The 23,740-nt window shown below is 46.4% G+C and carries 34 protein-coding genes and 1 other annotated feature; of the genes, 2 read left to right on the top strand and 32 right to left on the bottom strand.

All coding sequences use genetic code 11. The features are described 5' to 3' along the window. Nucleotides 1-3 precede the first annotated feature (3 nt). Nucleotides 4-1,038, bottom strand: a complete 1,035-nt coding sequence (gene hrcA, locus FYJ53_RS04395) for a heat-inducible transcriptional repressor HrcA (RefSeq protein ID WP_090413270.1) — start codon at nt 1,036-1,038, stop codon at nt 4-6. A gap of 176 nt (nt 1,039-1,214) precedes the next feature. Further along, nucleotides 1,215-2,366 carry a radical SAM family heme chaperone HemW gene (hemW, locus tag FYJ53_RS04390; RefSeq protein WP_090413269.1) on the bottom strand — a complete coding sequence of 384 codons (1,152 nt, stop codon included), beginning with the start codon at nt 2,364-2,366 and terminating at the stop codon, nt 1,215-1,217. A 119-nt stretch (nt 2,367-2,485) separates the two neighbouring features. Between hemW and FYJ53_RS04385 the strand changes: the two genes are divergently transcribed. Continuing rightward, nucleotides 2,486-3,454: a tyrosine-protein phosphatase gene (locus FYJ53_RS04385; protein ID WP_090413267.1), complete on the top strand. Its 969-nt coding sequence runs from the start codon at nt 2,486-2,488 to the stop codon at nt 3,452-3,454. Nucleotides 3,455-3,504: 50 nt separating this feature from the next. Continuing rightward, entirely contained in the window at nt 3,505-4,398 is an 894-nt protein-coding gene (locus tag FYJ53_RS04380) for a YafY family protein (RefSeq protein WP_013381814.1), read from the top strand. A 17-nt stretch (nt 4,399-4,415) separates the two neighbouring features. Here the strand turns inward: FYJ53_RS04380 and FYJ53_RS04375 are convergent, their stop codons facing one another. The 30 genes from FYJ53_RS04375 to rplK form a co-directional block, all read right to left on the bottom strand. Then, nucleotides 4,416-5,057 carry an RNA polymerase sigma factor gene (locus tag FYJ53_RS04375; protein WP_177190768.1) on the bottom strand — a complete coding sequence of 214 codons (642 nt, stop codon included), beginning with the start codon at nt 5,055-5,057 and terminating at the stop codon, nt 4,416-4,418. Further along, nucleotides 5,041-5,613 carry a replicative helicase loader/inhibitor gene (locus tag FYJ53_RS04370; RefSeq protein WP_154557011.1) on the bottom strand — a complete coding sequence of 191 codons (573 nt, stop codon included), beginning with the start codon at nt 5,611-5,613 and terminating at the stop codon, nt 5,041-5,043. The genes FYJ53_RS04375 and FYJ53_RS04370 overlap by 17 nt, the downstream gene beginning before the upstream one ends. Then, nucleotides 5,610-6,092, bottom strand: a complete 483-nt coding sequence (locus FYJ53_RS04365; protein ID WP_013381817.1) for a hypothetical protein — start codon at nt 6,090-6,092, stop codon at nt 5,610-5,612. Before FYJ53_RS04365 ends, FYJ53_RS04370 begins: the two co-directional genes overlap by 4 nt. Next, the gene (locus FYJ53_RS04360; RefSeq protein WP_090413262.1) at nt 6,082-6,612 is read right to left on the bottom strand and encodes a hypothetical protein; all 531 of its coding nucleotides are present in this window, start codon (nt 6,610-6,612) and stop codon (nt 6,082-6,084) included. The genes FYJ53_RS04365 and FYJ53_RS04360 overlap by 11 nt, the downstream gene beginning before the upstream one ends. Next, entirely contained in the window at nt 6,605-7,093 is a 489-nt protein-coding gene (locus tag FYJ53_RS04355) for a hypothetical protein (protein WP_090413259.1), read from the bottom strand. The genes FYJ53_RS04360 and FYJ53_RS04355 overlap by 8 nt, the downstream gene beginning before the upstream one ends. Before the next feature lie 327 nt (nt 7,094-7,420). Then, on the bottom strand, nt 7,421-7,765 hold the full coding sequence (locus tag FYJ53_RS04350; RefSeq protein ID WP_154557010.1) for a hypothetical protein: 345 nt from the start codon (nt 7,763-7,765) through the stop codon (nt 7,421-7,423). A gap of 197 nt (nt 7,766-7,962) precedes the next feature. Beyond that, a complete protein-coding gene (locus FYJ53_RS04345; RefSeq protein ID WP_090413251.1) occupies nt 7,963-8,547 on the bottom strand; it encodes an accessory gene regulator ArgB-like protein in 585 nt (194 codons plus the stop codon). A 317-nt stretch (nt 8,548-8,864) separates the two neighbouring features. Continuing rightward, on the bottom strand, nt 8,865-9,194 hold the full coding sequence (locus tag FYJ53_RS04340; RefSeq protein ID WP_090413249.1) for a hypothetical protein: 330 nt from the start codon (nt 9,192-9,194) through the stop codon (nt 8,865-8,867). A gap of 98 nt (nt 9,195-9,292) precedes the next feature. Continuing rightward, complete coding sequence (locus FYJ53_RS04335; RefSeq protein WP_090413248.1) at nt 9,293-9,445, bottom strand: cyclic lactone autoinducer peptide; 153 nt, start codon at nt 9,443-9,445, stop codon at nt 9,293-9,295. 120 nt (nt 9,446-9,565) lie between these two features. Next, nucleotides 9,566-10,876 (bottom strand): sensor histidine kinase, encoded by a 1,311-nt coding sequence (locus FYJ53_RS04330; protein WP_154557009.1) that lies wholly within the window; start codon nt 10,874-10,876, stop codon nt 9,566-9,568. After that, nucleotides 10,873-11,589, bottom strand: coding sequence for a LytTR family DNA-binding domain-containing protein (locus tag FYJ53_RS04325; RefSeq protein ID WP_090413243.1), 717 nt, complete (start codon nt 11,587-11,589; stop codon nt 10,873-10,875). Before FYJ53_RS04325 ends, FYJ53_RS04330 begins: the two co-directional genes overlap by 4 nt. 159 nt (nt 11,590-11,748) lie before the next feature. After that, a complete protein-coding gene (locus FYJ53_RS04320; RefSeq protein ID WP_090413240.1) occupies nt 11,749-12,252 on the bottom strand; it encodes a hypothetical protein in 504 nt (167 codons plus the stop codon). Nucleotides 12,253-12,511: 259 nt separating this feature from the next. Then, complete coding sequence (locus tag FYJ53_RS04315) at nt 12,512-12,898, bottom strand: hypothetical protein (protein ID WP_013381834.1); 387 nt, start codon at nt 12,896-12,898, stop codon at nt 12,512-12,514. 72 nt (nt 12,899-12,970) lie between these two features. Then, a complete protein-coding gene (locus FYJ53_RS04310) occupies nt 12,971-13,492 on the bottom strand; it encodes a hypothetical protein (RefSeq protein WP_090413238.1) in 522 nt (173 codons plus the stop codon). Nucleotides 13,493-13,547: 55 nt separating this feature from the next. After that, nucleotides 13,548-13,820 carry a hypothetical protein gene (locus FYJ53_RS04305; RefSeq protein ID WP_090413236.1) on the bottom strand — a complete coding sequence of 91 codons (273 nt, stop codon included), beginning with the start codon at nt 13,818-13,820 and terminating at the stop codon, nt 13,548-13,550. A 35-nt stretch (nt 13,821-13,855) separates the two neighbouring features. Further along, nucleotides 13,856-14,359: a hypothetical protein gene (locus tag FYJ53_RS04300; protein WP_090413234.1), complete on the bottom strand. Its 504-nt coding sequence runs from the start codon at nt 14,357-14,359 to the stop codon at nt 13,856-13,858. 10 nt (nt 14,360-14,369) lie between these two features. Continuing rightward, a complete protein-coding gene (locus FYJ53_RS04295; RefSeq protein WP_154557008.1) occupies nt 14,370-14,546 on the bottom strand; it encodes a hypothetical protein in 177 nt (58 codons plus the stop codon). Nucleotide 14,547: 1 nt separating this feature from the next. Further along, nucleotides 14,548-14,952: a hypothetical protein gene (locus FYJ53_RS04290; RefSeq protein ID WP_090413232.1), complete on the bottom strand. Its 405-nt coding sequence runs from the start codon at nt 14,950-14,952 to the stop codon at nt 14,548-14,550. 37 nt (nt 14,953-14,989) lie between these two features. Further along, on the bottom strand, nt 14,990-15,235 hold the full coding sequence (locus tag FYJ53_RS04285) for a hypothetical protein (protein WP_090413229.1): 246 nt from the start codon (nt 15,233-15,235) through the stop codon (nt 14,990-14,992). A gap of 81 nt (nt 15,236-15,316) precedes the next feature. Then, on the bottom strand, nt 15,317-15,580 hold the full coding sequence (locus FYJ53_RS04280; protein WP_013381841.1) for a hypothetical protein: 264 nt from the start codon (nt 15,578-15,580) through the stop codon (nt 15,317-15,319). A 274-nt stretch (nt 15,581-15,854) separates the two neighbouring features. Further along, nucleotides 15,855-16,388: a hypothetical protein gene (locus tag FYJ53_RS04275; protein ID WP_013381842.1), complete on the bottom strand. Its 534-nt coding sequence runs from the start codon at nt 16,386-16,388 to the stop codon at nt 15,855-15,857. A 76-nt stretch (nt 16,389-16,464) separates the two neighbouring features. After that, on the bottom strand, nt 16,465-17,004 hold the full coding sequence (locus FYJ53_RS04270) for a DUF2284 domain-containing protein (protein WP_013381843.1): 540 nt from the start codon (nt 17,002-17,004) through the stop codon (nt 16,465-16,467). A 12-nt stretch (nt 17,005-17,016) separates the two neighbouring features. Then, nucleotides 17,017-17,733: a hypothetical protein gene (locus FYJ53_RS04265; protein ID WP_090413227.1), complete on the bottom strand. Its 717-nt coding sequence runs from the start codon at nt 17,731-17,733 to the stop codon at nt 17,017-17,019. A 23-nt stretch (nt 17,734-17,756) separates the two neighbouring features. Next, nucleotides 17,757-19,064 (bottom strand): hypothetical protein, encoded by a 1,308-nt coding sequence (locus FYJ53_RS04260; RefSeq protein ID WP_154557007.1) that lies wholly within the window; start codon nt 19,062-19,064, stop codon nt 17,757-17,759. Nucleotides 19,065-19,066: 2 nt separating this feature from the next. After that, nucleotides 19,067-19,651, bottom strand: a complete 585-nt coding sequence (locus tag FYJ53_RS04255; RefSeq protein WP_013381846.1) for a hypothetical protein — start codon at nt 19,649-19,651, stop codon at nt 19,067-19,069. A gap of 1 nt (nt 19,652) precedes the next feature. Continuing rightward, nucleotides 19,653-21,104: a proline--tRNA ligase gene (proS, locus tag FYJ53_RS04250; protein ID WP_013381847.1), complete on the bottom strand. Its 1,452-nt coding sequence runs from the start codon at nt 21,102-21,104 to the stop codon at nt 19,653-19,655. A 135-nt stretch (nt 21,105-21,239) separates the two neighbouring features. Beyond that, on the bottom strand, nt 21,240-21,620 hold the full coding sequence (gene rplL, locus FYJ53_RS04245; protein WP_013381848.1) for a 50S ribosomal protein L7/L12: 381 nt from the start codon (nt 21,618-21,620) through the stop codon (nt 21,240-21,242). Between the two features lie 170 nt (nt 21,621-21,790). Further along, nucleotides 21,791-22,318, bottom strand: a complete 528-nt coding sequence (gene rplJ, locus FYJ53_RS04240; protein WP_013381849.1) for a 50S ribosomal protein L10 — start codon at nt 22,316-22,318, stop codon at nt 21,791-21,793. Between the two features lie 32 nt (nt 22,319-22,350). Continuing rightward, nucleotides 22,351-22,487 (bottom strand) — a sequence feature (ribosomal protein L10 leader region). A gap of 46 nt (nt 22,488-22,533) precedes the next feature. Further along, on the bottom strand, nt 22,534-23,223 hold the full coding sequence (rplA, locus tag FYJ53_RS04235; protein WP_013381850.1) for a 50S ribosomal protein L1: 690 nt from the start codon (nt 23,221-23,223) through the stop codon (nt 22,534-22,536). Between the two features lie 62 nt (nt 23,224-23,285). Beyond that, nucleotides 23,286-23,711, bottom strand: a complete 426-nt coding sequence (gene rplK / locus FYJ53_RS04230) for a 50S ribosomal protein L11 (RefSeq protein WP_013381851.1) — start codon at nt 23,709-23,711, stop codon at nt 23,286-23,288. Nucleotides 23,712-23,740: the final 29 nt, after the last annotated feature.

The raw sequence follows: 23,740 nt of genomic DNA, 5'->3' as shown, positions 1-23,740 counted from the left end.
CACCTATTTCATTAATAATTTTGTTAAGTTTGTGTTCAGTTCATTTCTTATATAATCAAGAACCGAGGAGACATTGTCATAATTCATCCTCGTTGGTCCTATGACCCCAAAAGCACCTACGGTCTTTCCTTCCAGCTCGTAGGTTGTTGTAATAATACTGAATTCCTTCAGATTCTCATTATCATTTTCATCCCCGATGCTGATGTTAATCACCTGACTGGTGTCATCATTTGAAAGGATACCCGCCAGCAGCGGTTTCTCCTCAATCACATTGACCAGGTGACGGATTTTTTCCACATCACTGAATTCAGGATAATTGAAAAGATTTGTCAGACCCATGGAGTGGATGTCTGAAGCCTCTTCCATCAAAGTATCCCTTAATACCGGAAGAATTTCCCGGAGCAAATTGCTTTCGTCCGGAGACAATTCCTGAATCTGATCAACCAGCTCCATATTAATTTCCTGGAAGGAAATATTTTTGAGGAAGCTGTTTAAGACATTACTCAGTTTCAGAGCCAAAGCGGTGTCAATTTCCTGCGAAAGGGTCATTTCAATGTTCTTTGCCATCCCTTCATAGGTGACCACAATGAGTAAAACCCGTTCCTTAATTAAAGGAACAATCTGTACGTGCTTGCAGTTAAAGCAGGAAACCCGCGGCGACAGCACAACAGAGGTGTAGTTTGTCAGCTGGGACAGCACCTTTGCCGTGTGGTTCATGGTGTTATCCAGCTCCCTTGTTATTTTAAGATACCCATTATGGATGTCATTTCTCACAACCTTAGCTAATTTTTGAATTTGCATGATCTCATCGACATAATAGCGGTATGCCAGCTGAGTCGGAATTCTTCCAGATGAGGTGTGCGGCTGCATTAAAAAGCCCAGGTCTTCGAGATCAGCCATTTCGTTCCGGATGGTCGCAGGGCTGATGCCAAGGTTATAACGCTTTGACAAGGTCCGGGACCCTACCGGTTCGGCGGTATTGATGTAATCCTTAATGATTACCTCCAATATCTTCTTCTTTCTCTCTTTCAAGTCCATTTTGTTCACCTCTTTATTAGCACTCGTTACATGTGAGTGCTAATATCTTGACTATAATATACCACCAGGGTCTTACTTTGTCAATAGATTTCTATAAGATAAATGTCAAGTTTTTAAGATTTAAACATTATTTAAGCAAGGCCGTCCACGACGTATTCCACCACAGCAGACCCACTCTAAACAAAGGCTACAAACACCTGATTCGCCAGGTCCTGCCCCTTTGGGGTAAGCCGGATCACCTGATCCTCACGCGTGAGAAGGCCCCGCTCTACAAGGCTTCCGATTTCCTCAAAATCCTCAAAAAAACTACTGCCAAACAGTTCCCGGTAATCCGCATCATCCACACCGCACATGCGCCGCAGGCCCAGAAACATAAAGTCGCCCTTTTTCTCCTGGGCGTCCAGAGTATGCGCCTCGAGCACCGGGGCTTTTCCCTGCGTGACCAGAGCGCAGTAGTCTTCCATATCCATCACATTGGTTCGGCGCTCTTCCTTGTAATAGGAGGCTGCCCCCAGTCCAAAGCCCACATAGGGCTTCATCACCCAGTACAGGCTGTTGTGACGGCTTTCCCAGCCATTTCTCGCAAAGTTTGACAGCTCATACTGCTCAAAGCCGTTCTCAGCCAGACCATCAATGATGGCGTGCTGCATCTGCCGTTCAAGCCCCTCGTCCGGCAGCGGCAGCTTTCCCTGGCGGTACAGCGTGTCAAAGGCTGTTCCCTCCTCGATTTTCAGGCTGTAGCAGGAAATATGCTTTATGGGCGCAAAGGCGGTAAGCCGGTCAATATCCTGCCGCACATCCTCCAGGGTCTGCCCCGGCAGGCCGAACATCAAATCCGCTGAGATATTCTCAAATCCCGCGCCTACCAGCAAATCAAGAGACGCCACGAAATCCGCGTAGGTGTGGATACGCCCCAGAGCCTTCAGCCCCCTGTCGCTTGTGGTCTGGAGACCCATGCTCACACGGTTGAGGCCCATGCTGCGGTAAGCCCGGCATTTCGCATCGGTCAGGGTTCCAGGGTTCGCCTCAATGGTCGCCTCAATGGCCGCCTCAATGGCCGCCTCTGGCAGCTTAAAGCACTCACGGATACAGTCCATGACCTTTCCGATATAACCGGCCGCCACATAGGAGGGCGTGCCCCCGCCAAAATAAACCGTTCCCGCGGGCAGCCTGCCATGCTCAGCCGCGAAGGCCTTTATCTCAAGGCAGACCGCGTCAAAATAGCGCCCGGCCTCAGCCTCGCCAAGACCTGCCCATGAGGGAAAGTCACAGTAACGGCACTTCTGCCGGCAGAAGGGGACATGCACATAAATTCCGACATTTTCCATTAAAACGCTCCTTTTTATAAAATATGATGAAAAAACAAATTGTCACCGGGACAAATTTAAGTCTTTATGTTACAATATATTCTATATAATAAAGTAGAAAGAGTCAAAGGAGTGAACATATGAAAAAATTTGTAGGCATTGGGGCGCTTATTGCCGCGGCTGCCGCAGTCCCATATCTGATTCATAAAAAACGCCAGAAAAAGCTTCATGCAGAAGATTTTAGCCAGAACGACAGCCTCCCGCTTCCAGAGAAAAACCCCTGGGAAACCGATTTTAAGGACGAAGACCACCTGATCTTCTGTGACGAGTCCAACCTGGGCAAGCGGCTGATCCAGCTGGAAAATTCCATCAATATCCGCGATATCGGCGGCTATACCGGCCTGGACGGACGCAGGACAAAATGGCGCAAGGTGATCCGCAGCGAGGAGCTGGCCCACCTTTCCGATAAGGATGTGGAATACTTTGAGGAACTCGGCCTCAAGCATGTCTTTGACTTCAGGGACGCGCCTAAAGCCAAGGCCATGCCGGACAAGCTGCCCTCCACCGCAGATTACAAAAACATTCCGGTGCTCAAAAATATTCCCTTCAGCCACAACGAGATCGACTTTACAGCCCCTGACGGCATTGATGCGTTCATGCGCAAAATCTACCGCTACCAGGTCGAAAACGCCGCTCCGCTTTACGCAGAAATCCTCAAGGTCATGACCGACCCCAACCAATACCCCATCCTGTACCACTGCACCAACGGAAAGGACCGCACCGGCTTCATGACTGCCCTCATTCTGCTGATCTGCGGTGTACCGGAGGAAACCATCATCTCGGATTACTCTCTGACCAACCTGACCTTCGATGAAGCCTTCGAGGTTCTCGGCACCATCATGGCCGATGAAATGAACGAGGCCAAGGGTATTTCCAAAGACCAGCTCAAGGATTTCTTTGGCGTCAAACCTGAATGGCTGAAGATCCAGCTGAACTACATCAAGGAAAACTACGAAAATGTCGACGCTTACCTGCTTGATAAAACCGATCTGACAAAAGAAGATCTGGACAAAATCCGCGAAAACATGCTGGAAGCGCCAAGCGTATAAAAAACAAAACGGACGGCAGATCTGCCGTCCATTTTAATTGGAGAAACATCATGCAGACCCATCGCCTGTTCGAAATTATCTACCTGCTTCTGGACAAGGGGCAGATGACCGCCAGCGAGCTGGCAAACCATTTTGAAGTCTCTGTCCGCACCATTTACCGGGACATTGACCGCCTGAGCGTTAGCGGCGTCCCCATTTACACCAACGTGGGAAAAAACGGCGGCATCGCCCTCATGGACGGGTACACCCTGGATAAGTCCATCCTGAGCGACGCTGAGCAGAATGAAATCCTCATGGCCCTTCAAAGCCTTAAAGCCGTCGAGTACCCGGACCCTGACGGCCTGCTCACCAAGCTGGGAACTTTTTTTAAAAAGAACCAGCAAAGCTGGATCGAGGTGGATTTTACGGGCTGGGGCGGCTCCATACAGGACCGGAAGCGCTCAGACGAGCTCAAAAACGCCATTCTCAACCGGCGCACCATCCACTTTTCCTACTGGAGCGCCGACGGGAAGAAAAGCGAGCGCACCGCTGATCCCATCAAGCTGCTGTTCAAAGGCCACAACTGGTATCTTCAGGCCTACTGCCATACGAGACAGGACTACCGCGTGTTCAAGCTATTCCGCATCCAGGACCTGCAGGTGCTGGGGGACACCTTTGAGCCCTATCCCGCCGTCCCCTTTACCGAAACAGCTAAAACCGTCATGACCCCGCTCCACTTTACCATCCTTAAAAACCGGGCCTACCGGGTTTACGACGAGTTCGCCGGTGCCCAGGTTACCCCGCTGCCCGGGGGCGACTTTGACGTGCGCACCTGTCTGCCTGTGGACAACTGGCTCATAGGCTACCTTCTTTCCTTTGGCGGCGACCTGATCCTCCATTCCCCCAAACCCCTCTGCGCGTCCCTGAAAGAGGAGCTTGAAAAAGCTCTGGCCCATTATACCTGATACCAGCACACCCGGCTTTACAGACGTCTCAGATACTCCTCATCCCCGAGCAGTTCCCGCTTCACCCTGTCCAGCGCACGGCTGCACTGTTTATGGACAGTGGAGCGGCTCTTCCCCCTTTCCCTGGCGATCTCGGCGTAGCTGATACCTTCCATGAAATGCCGGCAGACCGCCTCATAGGTTTTCTGCTCCATCTTTTCTTGCATCACCTCCAGCACCTTCTGCGCCATACAGCCTCTGATGGCCAGCTCCTCCGTATTCTCCTCAGCCGGAAGCTGGTTCTTTTTCTCGCGCTCCCCTCTCTGGACTCCGGCTGTTTTTTCATCCATCGAGTAGATAAACCGCCTTTTCTCAAGTCCAATGCGCCAAATCCGGTTTGAAATCATAAACCGCAGACGGTTTTTAAGGTAATACCGGAAATACACATGCCGGTACATTTCCGTATCAAAATCCTCAATGGCCTCCAATATCTGCAAGCAGGCCTCCTGGTACATTTCCTCCCGCTCCTCTTTATCATAAAAAGACCGGTAAACCATGCTGTAAGCCATGAGCTTGAAAAGATTGACCACTGCCAGCTTCATGTCCTTGTCGCCCCGCTTAGCCATCTCGATAAAGCGGAGGATCTCAGCCTGGTTGTCCTGCTCATTCACCGCTTGCATTTTCATCCCTCCTCTGCTCAGGCGGCAGGGTTTTCTGAGCGGCCAGCTCCCCGATCATGCCGCGCACACTTTCCGGAAGCTCCTCAAGGGCGCGTTTACGCCCCCGGCTGGCCCGGTAGCTGCGCATAAAATTGGACTGAATGACCGAGTGAAAGGTGCCCGCCTCCATCAATGCCCACTCCCGGAGGCTGGCCGGAGAGCCCACAATGCCGCGGATATCCTCCGGCAGCTTGTCGAATTCCTCCTCGGCGTACCAGGCCGAATTTTTAACCGCCCTGGAAAGCTGGTTCCAGGCCTCCATTTCCGAGAGCTCCGGCGGCGCGGTGAGCAGCCTCAGCTTGTCCAGAACCATGCCCACAGAGGGCGGAAAACCCTTAGTGTCACTGGCGATAAAGGCCCGCACCGCACCGGATACCAGCCTGTACTCATACTCCTCAAACATCCCCTGCCAGAGGCTGACCACAGTTTTCAGGTCCTCCTCCGACTGGTTATTGTAATAATAGGGATAGGCCGCCCTGATGACCGCCAGAATTTTTAACGTTTCGTTTCGGTTCACATTTCCTCCTCATCGCTTAACATTTTTAAAAAAGGATTGGTGGTTTCCTTTTGTCTCTTTTTGTCTGGTTTGTTTTGTTTATAGAATGTGGTACTGCCGCCTGTACGGCTCCCTGTCTCACTGCCCGCACCACTGCCTGTACTGCTGCCTGTACTACTGCCCTTACTGCCGCGCGCCTCCCGGACCCGCAGGGATACCGGATAAATGTGATATTTTGCCGGTATCACCCCAGACGATCCGGGCAGGTAGTCAATGAGCTCCCTCTCTTTAAGCACCTTCCGCGCCTTATGGATTCCACTGTCCGAAAGCCCCGAAAAAGCCTGCAGCGTCATATTCGGCGCTGTAAACCAGCTCTTCCAGCCACAGAGGTTATTGATCATCATGAGCCCGTGCCACAAGGATATCTGCCCGGAGGCCAGAGGCCTCAGCAGCAGATAATCCCGCATGGCGTTGAGCTCCGCCAGGTAGTTAAGCCCCATTCTCCACCTGCTCCAGCATCTCCTCCAGCTTTTGGCAGCGGCGGTGCGTGCCGATCAGCACACGAGCCAGTGTCCCGGCCTCACAGCCGTATTCCTCGGCGGAAACCGGTTCACTCCCCTCCTCATAGTGGTAAAGGATGGAGGTCTTTGCGTCCCCCTTATGCAGCATTTCCAGGGCGTGTACCTTTCGTTCAAACTGCTCCTTCGCCCATTCCATTTTTACATCGTCCTTTATAAACAGCAGCAGCCCGCGCAGCCCCTGTATGTTCACCATCCACATGTGGCGGTGCCTTCCCCCAAAATACACCCGGCGCTTGCACTTGCTTCCCAAAACGATGAGCCCGGCCAGCTTGCTGGCTGAGGTCTGGCCGAGCAGGGGCAGGATCGGGCTCAGCGCCAGCCATACCTCCGGCTCTCCGCCGTAATACATAGGCGGGTCAATGACCGCCGGTATTGTCTCAAGGCCCGGCAGCCAGAGCGTATCATAGCAGGTTGTGTCTGTAATGGTAAACTTATGCATAGCACTGTCTCCCCCAGGCCACAGCCTTTTCCTCCAACAGCTCAAACATGATGGCCACGCCCTCCGGGTCCGCTTCTTTGCCCAGCAGCTCTGCCAGGCGATGAATTCCCTCGATGTCTGCCGTGGGCAGAAATTCGAGCAGCCCCAGGCTGTCCGGCGCCGCCGCAATGCGCATGGTCACACCCAGCGCATCGCTGTGCTCTGCGATAAAAGCGTCAATACCTTCTCGCTTTCCCATGAGCGCCGCTGCTTCGCGGATATTGTAGCAGGGGGTGGCGCCCGTACCGTACACCACCGTCACGGGCTGCTCCGGCGACCTGCCCAGAAACAGCGTGCGATTATAATATGCCCTTAATAATTCCTCCCGGTTCATCTGCAAATCCATGAGCTCCATGCAGAACAGCTGGTCCAATGTGGTGATAACCGGCTGATCCTTCAGCTCCTCGGGTGTGACAACCATTCTGTTTATTTGATTATTCATTTGATCGTTCCTTTCGGAACACCGGTGTTCTTTGTTTTTTCAAGCTTGTAGGTGTATTATACCGGGTGCTGGCCAATGCCGCAAACCGCGGGTTGGCGGCGTAAACCGGCAAAAAAGGGTAAAATATGGCTGTTTTCATCTGTATATCGGGTATTATTTTGCACTTATGGGACAAACACATACCTTTTTCATCTTTTTTCCAGCGCAGCCGCCACCTGCCTTGCCTCCTCCAGCTTGCGCCTTATGGTGGCGTCCCGGTGCAGATGGCGCACGATCATGCCGTTTTTAAGCTCCAGGCATTTCGCCTCCTTTACAGGCCCGGGGCCGTTAATTAATTAAATCCAAATTTACCCAGCTGTAGGCATACTTCTCCCCGGCTTTGGTCGATTTGGTCTTAATCTGGACAAAGGTACATTTTGGGCCGCGGTACATGGGCAGAAGCTGGCTGCCCGGCAGAAGCGCCCTGGCCGCCTTTTCCGCCGCCGCAGTGCTCACAATATCCCATTCCTCCAGCCATTTGGCAAAGGTTGCCTTACTCCGGTAGAACTCCAGCCCCTGCCAGTCCTCAAACCAGACCCGAAGGCCATCCCCTGCTTCCGGGTCTGTAAAAACCTCCACCCAGGCAATACGGGTTTTGTCTTTAAGCACTGCGTACAAATCTTTTTTATTCATAATAACTCCTTCTCTCTTTATTTAGAGCAAAAAAATAACAGAAAGCATAAGCTCTCTGCTTAAAGTGTCGACAAATTTTATTTCCAAGAGATAAAGCGTTAAAGAAAAGATTATTTAATGAAGAATATAGAATTGAAGTCGCCTCTTACTTTAGCTTTATAACCACTTTTTGACTTTGTCGACAGTCCAGGGCAGGCTTAAGCCCGCTTTCTCTTTTGATATAGCGCCGCCAGGGACGACAGCGCAACCGTCAGAAGCCCCAGGGCCGCACCGACAGACGCCGCGTTCCAGGGCACCAAGTACCAGCCCGTCATGATCAGGGCTGTTAAGACAACCACGGTCAGCTTTGCCAGATGGCTCAAGCGCGCACACTCCGCCCCGGTCAGGGGCTTGTTCTCATGGGCCACCGGCGCGGTGCGCACAATGACCGGGATGCCAATGGTTAAGGCTCCCAGAATAACCGGCAGGTAGTAAAGCGTCGGCAGAAAAATGATCACTGCCAGAAACACCGAAAAAATGACCGTAAAGCTCAGGATACAGAAAAAATGCGAGGAGGCGTGGTACCCTCCAGCGGACTGCCGCAGGATGATAAAAGAGAGGACAAAGCCCACGCCGCCCCACACCTGCCCGGTGAGGCATATTAAAAGCACCACCACCGCCAGATTGATGACCGCGGACAGCAGGAGCTCAAAGCTGTAAATATAAACCTCCCGGTCCTCAGCGTCAATGATGTGGTGGTGGATGAAGGTGGTGGTTAGTTTTTGGGATAGGTTGTGGATCATGGGGGGCCTCCTACTTTTTTACTGTAATTTAGTGCCAGAGATTCTGCTTTAGCTTTTCTAAGGAGTGTCAAGCAGTCTGGCTAATTCTGATATTCTTCCTCATCCAGAAAGGATTTTCAGTCTGTGAGCCGGGTTTCGTTTTTTGATAAACTGAATGATTTTCCAAGTGGCATGGTTGTTGTAAACTTTACTCATCTAATATAAAAAATCTTTCTATTTTTTATTTCATCGTGTAAACAAGAGCAGATAGCATAGTTATAATGCTATCTGCTATAAACAAAACACTTATTTATTTCATCTTACAAAAATTCTTTAACTCAAGCGCTTCCCACAAGATTTCCGCCATACAACACCGCAATATTATTGCCAGTAGTCACAGTTCTGATTAATTTAAGCCATCCTGAAACATAAGCTCCACCATACCATCCTTGTCTATAAATATCAGAAGGAATACTGTCTCCTACAGAATAGTTAACCCATTCTTCATGATATACAGTAACAGCGATTCTTGGTTGTATCTCTCCAGTTTGTATTGTTGTTGTTTCTTCATTGGTTATTTTTTCATTTGCAAATGCCGGCATCATCAGTGTCGTCATAATCAACAAAATAACCGCAAAAGAAACAGACAGTTTCTTACTTAGTTTCATTGTTTTTTTCCTTTCTTATTATATTTTTTTGTTCTTTATTATGTATATCGTTTATTTCCCATTGGAATCACCCCTCTATCAAGTTATACATTTGGAACTCATTTTTTATATTTCGCCATTCCTTCCGGTTCTTTTGGCTGATAAACACTAAAACAAGATGAAGCGTTCGCCGTGAAAATACCCATCTGTAAAGCGATAAATGTAAGAATCGGGCCAAACCGAATCAACGCTTTTTTCATTTTTTCTTTCATTTTCTTTTCCTCATTTCCAGCTTTCCGAATTAAAAAAGCTATCTTTAAATCATCCTTTTGGATAATCTAAAGATAGCATGATTTCGTTTTCTTTTAAAGGGGGCTTGCGGAATTGACGGTTTATCTCGCAGAATTGACAGGGGCTTTAAGGTTTAAATTGACTGACAGGCAGAACCGACCTTCTTCTGCCTTGTAATCTATGGTGCCGTCGTATTTTTGAACGAGCCGGTCCATTGTTTTTAAACCAAAACCATGATTCTTCTTATCTTTTTTAGTGGTTACAAATCCTTCTGTCCCCCTGACAGGTTCTTCCAGAAACGTATTCTTGACCTCTATAAAGAGCATATCTCCCGACCTTCGAAGGAATAAAATAATCTTTCCCTGACCCGGCGGCATTTTCTCGCAGGCCTCTAATGCATTATCAAGGGCATTGCCTATAATAATGCACAAATCCATTTCGTCCACATACAGCTTCTCTGGCAAAGTGATTTTAGCATCAAATTGTATCTTCTCTTTAACAGCTCTTGTCCTTTTGGCATTGACCACCGCGTCTACCGCAGGATGCCCTGTGTTGTAGACGAGTTCTCCCAGCTTTTCAGTTTTCTGTTCCACAAACCGCCTGGCATTTTCGATGTCTCCTTCATTCAAATAGCCAGAAAGGGCAGCAAAGGCGTTTTTTAAGTCGTGCCGCATTTTCCGAACCTCCTCGCTAGAAGCTTCAAGATTCTGGTAATAAATTCGCTGTCCTTCAATCTGCTGTTCGAGAAAAACCTGTTTGATCCGCTGTTCTTCAAGGGCTTCTTCTTTTTCAAAAAAAGTGAAAGAATAGATGTTTCCAATAAAAAGCCCTGTCACTCCAAGTAAGCACATCACAACACTAAATTCCTCTTCCATATCGCTAAAGCTGAGTATCTGATATAAAACAATAATACTGGCAACTGGCATAATTAAAAGATAGATACTCTTTTTAAAGAAAAGTCTGCTGAAGTCTGTTTTGTTGCGCACATAAACAAAACTGACAAAAGCTAAAATCAAAAACTTGGCAATTAAGTTAGTGATCAGCATTAGGTTCGCAGTGAAACGGGCGGCTTCAACATCTTCTCCGCTAAAAAGTATTACTAAATAGGTAGCCAACACATCACATAAAGCCATTACCGCACAAAAAACAAGTGTTGCCACTAAATTAGTTTTCCACAAAACGTGGTAAATCCGGAACATTATCAGACAGCCCACCGCAGTGAATGAAATTAACAACAACGGGTTCTTCACAAAAACAAGTGAAATTAAAATCCACCCGCTCAGCAGGGTCAACTCCAGCACACTCCAGCGCCTTTTACTTTCCTTATCCTTTGAAAAAGCCCGCACCCAGTAATAGATCAAAACCGCCTCAAACACAGCAGCAAAAATCTGTATCCATATTTCCATGATCATATACCAGTTCCACTTTGGTAGATTAAATGCGCTTTTTTGGCGGTTTCCTTATATTTTCTGCTCACAGGCAGGGGCTCGTCCAGTCCCTGTAAAAATACCTTGTCGCTGAAAAATCTTGTAATATACTGCATATTGACTAGATAACTCTGGTGCACGCGGATAAAGGAGTAGGCTGCCAGCCGTTTTTCTTCTTCCCCAAGTTTTCCCACTATTTTATAGTTTTCATCCTTTGTATGGACAATCACGTTCCATCCCGTCGATTCAAGATATATAATTTTTAAAATTGGGATTTTTGTTTTTACACCCTTGTATTCTAACACATAGTCCTGTTTCCTTAAAATGGATTCCGTTATCATCCGATCCATTTCCTGCTTAAAATCCACATCGTTTAGGGGCTTTTCAAAATACTGGAAAGCGTCTAAACGAAAGGCCTGCCTGACATACTGATGATGAGAAGTCACAAAAATCAAAAATATATCCGGTTTTATTTCCCGCAACCTTTTTCCAACAGTCACCCCGCTCACATCTGGCATTTCAATGTCCAAAAACACCAGATCAAAGTGACTTTTTTCTGCCTCCTCAAGAAGCTCCTGCCCTTTTTCAAAAATATGTATTTCCGGCTTAAAGGGCTTCTCTTTAAAATAAGCTTCCAGCCTCTTTTCAATATCCTGTCGGAAATAGGCTTCATCATCACACACACCAATGCGGAACATTTTCAAGACCCCCTCTCTCCATCCATGGATTTACGCTTTATTTTATTATAACATTTTCAACTTATAAAAGATATCTATATATTTTTTAGACATATAAAAAAGACAGAAAGCCTGTAGTTTCTGTCTTTTCTATAATTTACCCGTTGTTTATAAAAGCGTTTATGTCACTTTCTCAAAATAAGCCCGCACTCTGTTATCCTCTGGTACGAGCTCCGCGCGGTCTATACGGTATTCGATTCCCTGGTCCTTAACCGATTCATTGAGTGCTGACAAATCGTTTTTTACCTGTTCATTATACACATCCCAGGATTCATAGTATTTTAGAACATAGGTCTCCTTATTAATTCGCCTGTAGGTGGCATCGACTTTTGAATCGGAGCTGGGCGCGCCTGCTGTATAGCTGATATCACTCAGAACAAATTCCGCTTTATCCGGGTCCACAAGCGCGTTCATTGTCTCCAGATCCTTTTGGTATTCCGACCGGAATGCCTTGATGTTGTCGTACTGTTTAAAAATCGCGTTCTGATTGTTCTCTACTTGTTCTTCCATGGTTTTTTCCGCTTTGTTTTCTTTCTGTACGTCTTCTTTATCTGGCGTGCATCCTGACAATGGCAAAGAGAAAACCAGCAATGCCAGCATCATTACAAACAATTTCTTTTTCATTTTTTCTCCTTTCTCGTGGTTTTTATCCCTTAAAAAAATCACATTCAAAGCAAATGGTACCTTTTTAGCACTAGATATCTATCTTTAATCTTGTTAAAAACAAATATAGCATGTTTATGCCTGCCATAAAAGATCTTTCGCAAAACTAACCGGCTATCTCGCAAATTTAACTGGTATAATCACAAAATATGATTATCTTGTCGTTTTGTCTTTTTGCCAAATTCAGAAGAACGCTGTGAGGATAGACAAAGTGCGCAGTTCAATATTTTTGGACCAAAAGATAAAGGTAACTGCCCATTAATACTATGTCAAAGGTTAAAAAATCCTTAATACTAACAAAGATGCTTATCCCAATATAACCTGCTGCAAAAAAACCGAGCAGGATAATTAAATTGCTGATTAAAATAATTTTCAACGCCTTGTTTGAACTTACCTTTTTACAGTCCTTATACAAACCTGCGATCAATATGCCTGAAATGATGTAAATAAGCAGTAAAAATATGAACGCGGCATAGTAGAGACCTGTACTCATCATCGCATCAATATTGACTGCCCGCCATTTAGCTATAAAATTACTTATTGTTAATAACCCCAAAATAATATATGGTGTCACCGCAATTTTAATCAAAAACTTGTTTTCGCTCATTTCTGTCACCTCATTATCAATATCGAAGTTTTCTTCACTCGAAACAGGAAACTCCAACTAATTCTTACACAATCAATTTTTATCTCCCGCAACTGGAGCCCTAACAACCCCATTTATGATAAAGTACCCCGACAGCAGTAACAACACCTGCAAAAATGCCCGATTCGCTCCTTTGGACAGAAAGAAAAGTACCATCCTGACAAAAAACGCTGAGGATTGAAAACTATAAAAAATGTATGGGAGATAAAGAATCATATATAACGCAAACAGAATTAGCCCGATAATAAGGCTGTCCTTTTTTATTTTGCTTCTTCTTTTTAAGTTAAAGTCCTTACTGATCCATACCATTGAGAGCACCAGTGCCAGGATAACCGCCGGGGAAAAAACATAATGATAAAGCACCATATTGTTTTCTAATTCAGGATTGATCAGAGCATAGGCCCTATCGGGTATGCTTTCGAGCACCAGTGTGTTCAGAAGCGCGTATACCGACAGAACCAGGAGCACCAAAATGATTTTAATGACAAGACGAACTCCCCGCATACTTTTGGATTCTTCCCGCAGCAGCCTGTTTAGATACGCTTTTAGTTTCATGGACTTTCCTCCTCTTATTCTGCAAACGCTCTTTTTTGTAAAGATAAAGGTCATTTTATTGGTTTTTCTTTTCCTCAATTTTCTTGCACAGAAAATACCCGGCCATCACAATGACCAAAAACAGAATAACTGGAATAAGGAATTGGAAAAAGACCACAAAGGGTGGCTGGCCCTTCAGGCCCAGCTCCGCAGAGCCGAAAAGTGTTTCATTAATTTTGTAAAGAGGCTTGCTCAGCCAGTGGAAAAGCTGATAGTTAAGCACGATATCCACCATAATGATGACGCTGTAAACCACCCAGCTCACGCCGTTTTTGATGGTATCTCTCATTCTGCGCACCTCCTGTCCTCAATTCTTCTAATTTTTCAGACAATCTTCTCATAATAAGCCCGGATATTTTCCTGCTCTGGTACAAGTTCCGCAATGGTCGGCTTGTAGGTGATCCCCTGCGACTTACCGGATTCGTTCAGGGCTGCCAGGTCGCTTTCTTTTAATTCGCCGTATTCTTCAAATGAATCGTAATACTTCAGCACATACTTATCCTTGTCAATCTTTTTATAGGCTGCCGTTACCTTTGAAGACTCCTGAATCTGTGGGTACTCATACTCAAGATTTTTCAAAACAATATCATATTTCTGCGGGTCTACCAGCCCGTTCATGGTTCTCAGATCATTTTGATACACGGCTCTAAAGGCCTTGATATTATCGTATTCTTTAAATATGTCGCTTCGTCCATTTTGAACCTGCTCCTCAATACTCCTTTCGGACAGAGGGATTTCCTCACTCGCCTCTTCCTTTGCTGAGCAGCCAAAAAACATCAGGCAGCAGACTGCCAGCAGCGCAAGCACTGTCAATAATTTCTTCTTCACTTTTGACCTCTCATCTCTTAATTTCCAGCTTTTTTATGATCTCAATGACCTGTACGCATACTGAAACGGAAATAGCTGTGAAGAAAAAGGAGGCTGTCAGACTGCTCCACAGATCATCTCCCACAACATAGTACAGGCCTGTTAAAACAGCCAAACTAAAAATAATTAATATTACTTTTTCTTTCATTTCACTGTCCTTTTTTAAAACTCATCATTAACAAAACCAGGTAATAGCCCATCAATAAAAGGGACAAGGTCGTAAATGACGGCACCTTGATAAAGAACAGCATATTCACGCCCAGTCCGCCGAAGCCAGAATAATAGATGGCCCAAAATGCAATTGGTACCATAAAATTGACAGCCATAATGCTTCTTGCCCATTTTGTACCATACACACTTTTGGAAATAATGTGCAGGAGGGCCAGGAGAACCCCGATGACAGGGTACATCAAAATGGTGAAAACTAACAAAAAGGGTTCGAAAGCCAGCGTGGTCGGGCTTGGCCTGTAATACTCATACCAGTGCACAGTGATTATCGCCAGAATAAGGTACGGAACTACCGCCAGATAGACTAAACATATCTTATTTTTCATTGTTTTCCTCTCAGGCTGAAACTTTTCGTTTACTTCTTTACCACTTATAAAAACATGTCATCTGGTCCACAAAGAACCGGTTAATGATCACCTGATTTTCCTCTACCTGGAAATGAAAGAATTTTTGAAGCTCGCAGATATAGCGCGTGCTGTTCATATCTGGTTTAAAGTTGATAACCGATGCTTTTTCGTCAGGTACATTCTCTTTTATACGGTTCCGGTATTCTTCAAACAGCTCACTGGCGTAATTTCTTGCAGGGTATGATAATTTTTGATATTGCATTTTATGTCCTCCTTTTTTAACAATAGAAATGACATTGGCCGCTTTTCATCCCTCAGGGGAGGCACACATCCTGTACTGCCCTCATGGCTCCTCTCCCTTCTTTTTATCCGTCTCCCACCGGTAAGCCAGATAGATGAGCACAGTCACATTGACAGCTATGGTCCAGGCTGGTACCATTTCTATTCCTCCCATGTATCCCAGATACGCCACCGCGCTATTGCCTGTGGCGCTGGACAGTGTCATAAAAACAAGGTTTGAGGCCGTACCAACCATAAAATGTAAATAATAGGCGATCAGCGGCGACAGCGCGCAGATGATCATCCCGTTTCGCACATACTTTTTCATGGATTCTCACCCTTTCTCAAACTTATAACGAGCAAATACACATAGTAACCAAAGAGCAGAAAAGAAATCTGATAAAAATAGCGGGCAATTAAAATTAGAATACTGGTAAATTTGAATGAACACGTTTAAAATCAACAATAGCGCAACCGATATTTAATTTATCTCCATTATATCACCTTTATCTCTGAAAAGATATACATAAAAAATGCAATTTTTTGTACAAAAAAACACCGCCGGTTCTGTCAAAACCGGACGGCGGATTGGGCTTTGTCTGTTATTCATAAATTTGCAGCAGCATGGGGACAAACAAAATCCCCACGTCCCCGGGCTCATGGGCGATCCAGTCCAGCAGAATACTTGACAGCAGCTCCTTCTGGGGTTTGGTCATGGATGGATCGTGGATAATGCTTTCCAGGCTGTTTAACGCCATTTTACATTCGACCTGCTTTTCCTCTGGCAGCTCCAAAAGCATATTGTCAAAGCCGTCCCAGGCTGTACCGTAGTCGGTCTCACGGGCGAGCTCTGGATCGGCGCCCTGGGTCTCGAAGGCGGCGGGATACAGGATGTTTTCTTCCCGGGCGTTGCCCTCAGCCATGCGCCCAAGGCCGGTATAACGCCTGGTTCTCCGCTTCAGAAGCTGAAGGACCATCTCATAGGAGGCTTCTCTGGCTTCGCCGGTTTCGATGACTGAGAGGCCTGTGTATTTTTTTAATAATTCTGAATACGTGTTTTCCGAGTAATCTTCCAGATATCTGGCAAAAATGCATTGCAGTATGTCCTGATAGACTGCTTTTTCCTGTGGCTGCATATCGATTCCTCCTTGTTTAGAACTATTTCTATTATACAATGGTTTACCCATTTCTCAAGCCGCTCAACGCTCTTGGCTAAAGATTGTACAAAACCAGTGAAAAGTAGGTCACGATGTTCTGTCCGCAGTCGTAATCCAGGCCCTGTTGGGCTGCCATCTGCATAATCATAATGCCGTGGCTCTCAATGGTCTTAAAGGCTCTTTCGGGGTGGCGGCAGGGCGCGTCTGGGTAAGCGCAGTGCTCACAGGGAATGCAGCCTGTTGACAGAATAAGCGGATTTTCGGTCTCCTGCCTGAAGATCTGGGCGACATCGTAGGTAATGGCCTCATGGTCGCCTCTGGCCTCAACGCAGGCCTTGAGGTCGAAGGAATCTGCCACCTCGGTCACGGTCGAGAAGAGAAAGGCGTGCGCATAGGCCTGGCATTCGGCAATGCAGTCCTCAATGCTGCCGATGACCGGCGGGCAGACCCAGCGCCTGCCGTACATGCCGCAGTCATTCATGGCGCAGATGGTGCGCACATCCTGTGTGAAAATAATATCCTTTACCGGGAAAAAGGCATAGTCGTAAAGGGGCATTTCCAGGAGGCGCGCCTCGATTTTTTCTTGTCTTTTCACTTTCCGCCTCCTCTATACATGCAGTTTTTTCTTCAGGTATGCCTTGGTGCGGTCGGGCACGCCGTGGTAAATCCCCATGAGCAGGGCGATAATGCAGATGCCGGAGATCGCCACGATCAGGGACCAGGTAAAGCGCAGATACCCCAGAAGGTTATAGGAAATCACACCGTCAATCCCCAGGCACAGCGTAGCGCTGAAAGCAATCAAAAACACTGGCGCGTAGATGAATTGATTTCGGTGACGGTTCTTTTTGTAGATGATACCAAAAACGAGAATATCAATAAAAAGAATTGTCACAATCGGCATGGCGTAATTTACAAACCAGTCTCCCGAACCACCCACAATCACATAAATAATAGAGCCAAGAAGCAGCGTTGTAAAATAACAGCCCAAAAGGTTCACCAGCGCCGGCAGATAATTAAAGCAAAACATCAGATACAGCGCCAGAGAAACGGATGATATCATAATAATCTGAGCAATGGTCGGGTTAAAAGGGATAAACCAGTATAACACCATATTAATTAAAAATACTGCCGCCACAATAATTTCCAGGGCGTAAAAAATCCGGTTCTTCTTCTCCTGATGTTCCTGCGGATAGGTATTGACTGCCAGGGGATAGCGCTTTTCGCCCTTTGGCTCCTCGCCGATATCAGGTATTGGAAAATCGCACAGCGGGCAGTTTTTGACGTTATTATCGACCTCAACACCGCATTTTGGACAATAGGCCATTAGGCATCCTCCTTTTCGACTTCTTAATAATTGATCTGGTTCCCTTCGATTCGTACCGGGATTCCCAGCCTTCGCAGCTTTCTGAAAAAAATCCGCTCGATGTCCTTTTCCCCAGTGGTCTTTCCAAAGGAGATATACAGCTTATCGCCATAGCTGGCCATCACAATTTTTAGCTTGTTTCCGGCGCTGGGCGGCGGGAATATCTCGAACCCGGTAATCCTGTCCCGGACCTCCTCGGGCATCCAGATGCTCCCCAGGTTGCTGACGGAGCTGGTGTAGCTTCTTTCGCCGTAGCGCTTGTATACAATGGGCATAATCACACGCTTTACCCACAGCGGGATCATGCGCAGCACCATGAGCTCTTCGTTCCGCACGTTTCTGGAAACATAGCGGTTGATATTTTTCTGGTTGATGTACAGGCCCATATAGCCCTTGATCTGGTCGATAATCTCTTCCAGGCTGTAAACCCCCAGCTGCATATCAATGGCCGGGTTCAGGCTGATAAAGAAGTTCCGCAGGGTTTTGGACGGAAAAAAGGCTCTCAGGTCCACTGGCACATTGATGGCGATATTGGCCTTGGTATGGCCGGACCGGGCGCGTTTCTTTTTCTCGAGGCCCAGGATATACTCCTGAATACTCTCAAAGTAAAGGGCTGTGATAAACTGCGTCAGGGTGCATTTGTGGGCTCTTGACTGTACCAGCATTTCTTTCACTGGTACAATGCCGGTCAGCAGCAGGTACTGCCCCTTATCCAGCAGGCCAAAGGGAAAATGGTAGGCCTTCTCCCCCTTTTCCGGCGGCGGAACCCTTTTTTCATAATATTTTTTAAAGGCGTCCTCGTATTCCTCGGGGTCGACCGGGCTGTTAATATCGATGATATCGCCCAGCTCCTTGCAGACAATGCCGTTCTTTACTTTAAAATATTCTAATACAAGCGGCTTTAAAAAAGCTAAACCACCGTAGCCGTCACAGATGGAATGGCTCATTTCCAAATGGATATAACGGCCATAGTACAGAATCCGGAAAGGAAACACGCCCTTTCGCTGCCGGATGGTTTTACAGGGATAGTGTGATTCTTTTTCGACCAGGGGGCGGTTTTCGGAATGGTCATAGTAATACCAGAAAAAGCCCCGGCGCAGCGTGACATTAAAGTACGGAAAGCGCACCATCACGTTGTCCAGAGCTTTTTGCAGGGCCTCGGGGTCTACCTCTTCTGTGAGACCCAGTGTCATCCGAAACACGGTTGATACTCTGGAGGACGCAATGGAAGAATAAAGGGTTCCCGCATTGTCCAGCTTGTACCATCCCTTTCTGGGTTGTCTGTCTGCCATTGTCAGCTGCCGACGATCAGGCCGTAGGCACTGCGGCTGGGCTTTGGAACACCCGCCTCGGATATGCTGAGCCCTGTCCCTTCGGTTTCCTTTGAGAATATTTTAAAGATCTGGATTCCCTGCTGCAGATCCCAGCCCTTTTCGCCTGGAAACAGCTCGGTGCTCTCTTCCATTTTAAACTCGTCTCTGATGGCGTTAAGCATAGCCTCCCGGGCCACGGCGCAGCTGAAATTACAGAGCTCCATGGTAATGTACTGTTCCAGTACCTTTTTGCGGTCAACACAGAAGGCTTCGATCTCTGGCCCGCAGGACACAATGTTGGGAAAAACAAAGCTTTCGCGCTTCAGTATTTCCAAAATCTCCCTGCTTTTAAAGGCCAGGCCGTCAATGGTGAACACGTCACTGTCCACCATCTGTATCTCAGCCCGTTTGTACATGGCCACAGGTCTTATATAGGGGCTGGCGGTTTCGATGATCTCGAATATCCGCTTTGAACGCTTCGACTCCTTTTCCATGCGGATATGCGTGAAAAAGGCGTCGACGTCGAGTTCAAAGGGAATATCCTTTAATACTCTTGCTTTGTTCATTTTAGTATGCGCGGGCGAAGTATGCCATTTTTTTCGCTGGCTTGCCACAGCAGACGCATTTGCCCTCGCCGATCACTTCCTGCTCATCGTCGAATGGAATACAGCGGACACTGGCCCCGGTTTCGTCTTTAATCTTGTCCTCGCAGGCGCGGTCTTCACACCACATGGCTTTGATGAAGCCTGGGTTTTCCTTGAGATTTTTCTTGAATTCGTCCATATCCACTGCGGTCGAGGTTTTTTCCTCGCGCATCTTGAGGGCACGGTCGAACAGGTTCTGCTGAATTTCGGCAAGCAGGTTGCGTACTGCTTCTGTGATATCATCCAGAGCTACCTGTACTTTTTCACCGGTATCACGGCGGGCCAGAACGCACTGTCCGTTTTCAATATCGCGCGGTCCGATTTCCAGACGGATCGGCACACCTTTCATTTCCCATTGGTTAAATTTCCAGCCTGGGGAGTTGCTGTCGTTATCGTCCAGCTCAACGCGGAATTCTGCGCCTAAAATGTCCTTGAGCTCGTAGGCCTTGTCCAGAACGCCTTCCTTGTGCTGGGCAACAGGGATAATGACCAGCTGGGTCGGCGCGATGCGCGGCGGCAGAACCAGTCCGTTGTCGTCGCCGTGTACCATAATGATACCGCCGATCAGACGGGTGGATACGCCCCAGGAGGTGTGGTATGGGTAAGCCTGTTCATTATTACGGTCCAGGTAGGTAATATCAAAGGCTTTGGTAAAATGCTGTCCGAGGTTATGGGAGGTACCGGACTGCAGAGCCTGTCCGTCATGCATCAGCGCTTCCATGGTATAGGTTGCGGCGGCACCTGCGAATTTTTCCTTTTCGCTTTTCTGTCCAACGACAACCGGAATCGCCATAATATCTTCTGCCACTTCACGGTAGATGTTTAACATCTGCATGGTTTCTTCCTGTGCTTCCTCTGGGGTTTCATGCAGAGTATGGCCTTCCTGCCATAGGAATTCAGAGGTTCTCAGGAAAGGTCTTGTGGTTTTTTCCCAGCGCACTACGGAGCACCACTGGTTGTATAAAAATGGCAGCTGTCTGTAGGAATGCAGCCATTTTGCGTACATGCTGCAGATAATGGTTTCGGAGGTCGGGCGCACACAGAGGGGCTCTGCCAGCTCCTTGTCGCCGCCCTTGGTGACCCAGGCAACCTCGGGCGCAAAGCCCTCAACGTGCTCTGCTTCTTTTTTCAGCAGGCTTTCCGGAATCAGCAGCGGGAAGTACATGTTTTGATGCCCGGTGGCTTTAAAGCGCTCGTCATAGGCTTTCTGAATGTTTTCCCAGATGGCGTAGCCATAAGGGCGGATGACCATAAAGCCCTTGACTGGGGAGTAATCGACCAGTTCTGTTTTAGAGATAACGTCTGTATACCATTGTGGAAAGTCAACTTCCATTGGTGTGATTTCTTTAACCTGATTATTTTGTTTTTTACCCATTGTAAAATCCTTTCGTATTCAAACTCGCATGAAACTATTATAACACAAGTGGCGTGGCTTAAAAATGCAGAAATTAAAAAAAGTGCCATGGAACAGGCCCATAGCACTTTGTTTTTGTGTTTTATAAAAGTTAAATTATTTAACTTCTACGCTACCGCCAACTTCTTCAATTTTAGCTTTGATTTCGTCAGCTTCTTCTTTAGTAACGCCTTCTTTAAGCGGCTTTGGAGCTTCGTCAACAACTGCTTTAGCTTCTTTTAAGCCTAAGCCTGTTAATTCACGAACAACTTTGATAACTTTGATTTTCTGGTCGCCAGCAGCAGCTAAAACAACGTCGAATTCAGTTTTTTCTTCAGCAGCAGGAGCAGCGCCACCAGCAGCAGGAGCAGCAGCTACAGCTACAGGAGCAGCAGCGCTAACGCCAAATTCTTCTTCTAAAGCTTTTACTAATTCAGATAATTCTAATACGGTTAAACCTTTTACGTCTTCAATTAACTGTGTTACTTTTTCACTCATTGTAATATCCTCCAAAATTGTGTAATTATTTTTTTAATGATCGTATTTTTTCTTTAAAATCTTTATCCAGAAAGGATTATTTCAAAGAAAAATACGTTAGTTTTTGTACCGCTCGTTCACTAACGTTCAGTACTCTCTGCCAAATTTTAAATAAAATTTGGACAAAAACGTCAAGCCTCTGCGCCTTTTTGTTCTGCGATCGCATTTAAAGCGACAACTAAACCCTTCAGGTTTGCGTTCAGTACATTTGCGAAACCAGAGATTGGTGCGTTTAAGCCGCCAAGGACTTTTGCAACCAATACTTCGCGTGGCGGTAATTCGGCTAATTCTTTAACACCAGCTACATCTAAAACCTTACCTTCGACAACACCTGCTTTAATTTCTAAAGCCTTGTGTTCTCCTGCAAAGTCGTTGATCAGTTTAGCCGGAGCAACCGGATCGTCTTCGCAGAATGCGATGGCTGTTGGTCCAACCAGAACATCCAGTAAGCCTTCTACGCCTGCTTCTTTCGCTGCAAAACGCATCATAGAGTTTTTATAAACTTTATAATCGATGTTGTTTTCTCTGGCTTTTTTTCTTAATTCGGTCACTTCTTCTACGTTTAAGCCACGATAGTCAACAACGACTGTACCCTGTGCATTTTTCATTTTATCGGCAATTTCCTGCACGATAGCTTGTTTTGCTTCAATATTTGGCATATTCTTTTCTGCACCTCCTTACGATGTGAATTTTAGTCATATAAAAAGCTCTCTCCACGCAGGTGAAGAGAGCCTATATCATCATGTATATAATGCTCGTGTCTCTTCAGCCTCGGCAGGATATTTAAACTGCAGTCCCTGCTGTCTATGGATGAACGTTTTATAACTTTTTTACAACATCGAATATTGTATCATTAGTCTGTTTTTATGTCAAGTCAGATTTTTGCTGTATTAATTTTTACACCAGGGCTCATTGTGCTTGCAACGGTAACACTTCTGAAGTACTGACCTTTTGCAGCTGCTGGTTTTGCTTTTTTGATGGTTTCCAGAAGAGTGGTCATGTTCTGCATGAGCTGTTCTTCTGTAAAGGAAGCCTTACCGATGATGACGTGGATAATATTGGTCTTATCCAGACGGTATTCAACTTTACCAGCTTTGGTATCCTGGACAGCTTTTGCGATATCCATGGTTACTGTACCGGATTTTGGGTTTGGCATTAAGCCTTTTGGTCCTAAAACACGACCCAAACGACCAACCTTGCCCATCATATCTGGTGTAGCAATCATAACATCAAAATCAAACCAATTTTCTTTTTGGATTTTATCAATAATTTCATCTTCGCCAAAGAAATCTGCACCGGCTTCTTCCGCTTCCTTCAGTTTGTCGCCTTTGGCAACAACTAAAACTTTCACGGTATTACCAGTACCATTCGGCAGTACAATGGCGCCACGAACCTGCTGGTCCGCATGACGGGAGTCAACGCCGAGTTTGATGTGCATTTCAATACTTTCATCAAAGTTAGCGGTAGCCATTTTTTTAACCTGTGCCACTGCGGCATCAAGGTCAAATAATTCAGCTTTATCAAAACTTTTTAAATTGTCCTGATATTTCTTTCCTCGTTTCATATTTCCTCCTTGTGGTTTTAGCGGTTTCCCTCCCACTTAAGGTGTTTCTACCTTCTGAATTCTTATTCTTCTACAGTGATACCCATGCTGCGTGCTGTACCAGCGATCATTCTCATAGCTGATTCAACATCGGCTGCATTAAGGTCAGGCATTTTTAAGGTTGCGATTTCGCGGACCTGGTCCTGAGAAATTTTTGCAACTTTTGTTTTGTTTGGTACGCCGGAAGCTTTATCAATCCCTGCTGCCTTTTTGAGTAAAACGGCTGCCGGTGGAGTTTTTGTGATAAATGTGAAGGAATGATCCTGATATACGGTAATTACTACCGGGATAATCATACCTGCTTCATTTGCTGTTTTAGCGTTAAATTCTTTACAGAATCCCATGATATTTACACCATGCTGACCCAGAGCCGGACCAACCGGTGGAGCTGGAGTAGCTTTACCTGCAGGAATCTGTAACTTGATGAGACCAATTACTTTTTTTGCCATGCTAACACCTCCTTCATTTTTTCATAATT

The organism is Eubacterium sp. BL-380-WT-2B, assembly GCF_009696115.1.
Classification (GTDB): Bacteria; Bacillota; Clostridia; order Eubacteriales; family Eubacteriaceae; genus Eubacterium; species Eubacterium callanderi.
Note: the sequence above shows the minus strand (reverse complement) of the source record. Positions and strands in the feature narration are given on the sequence as shown.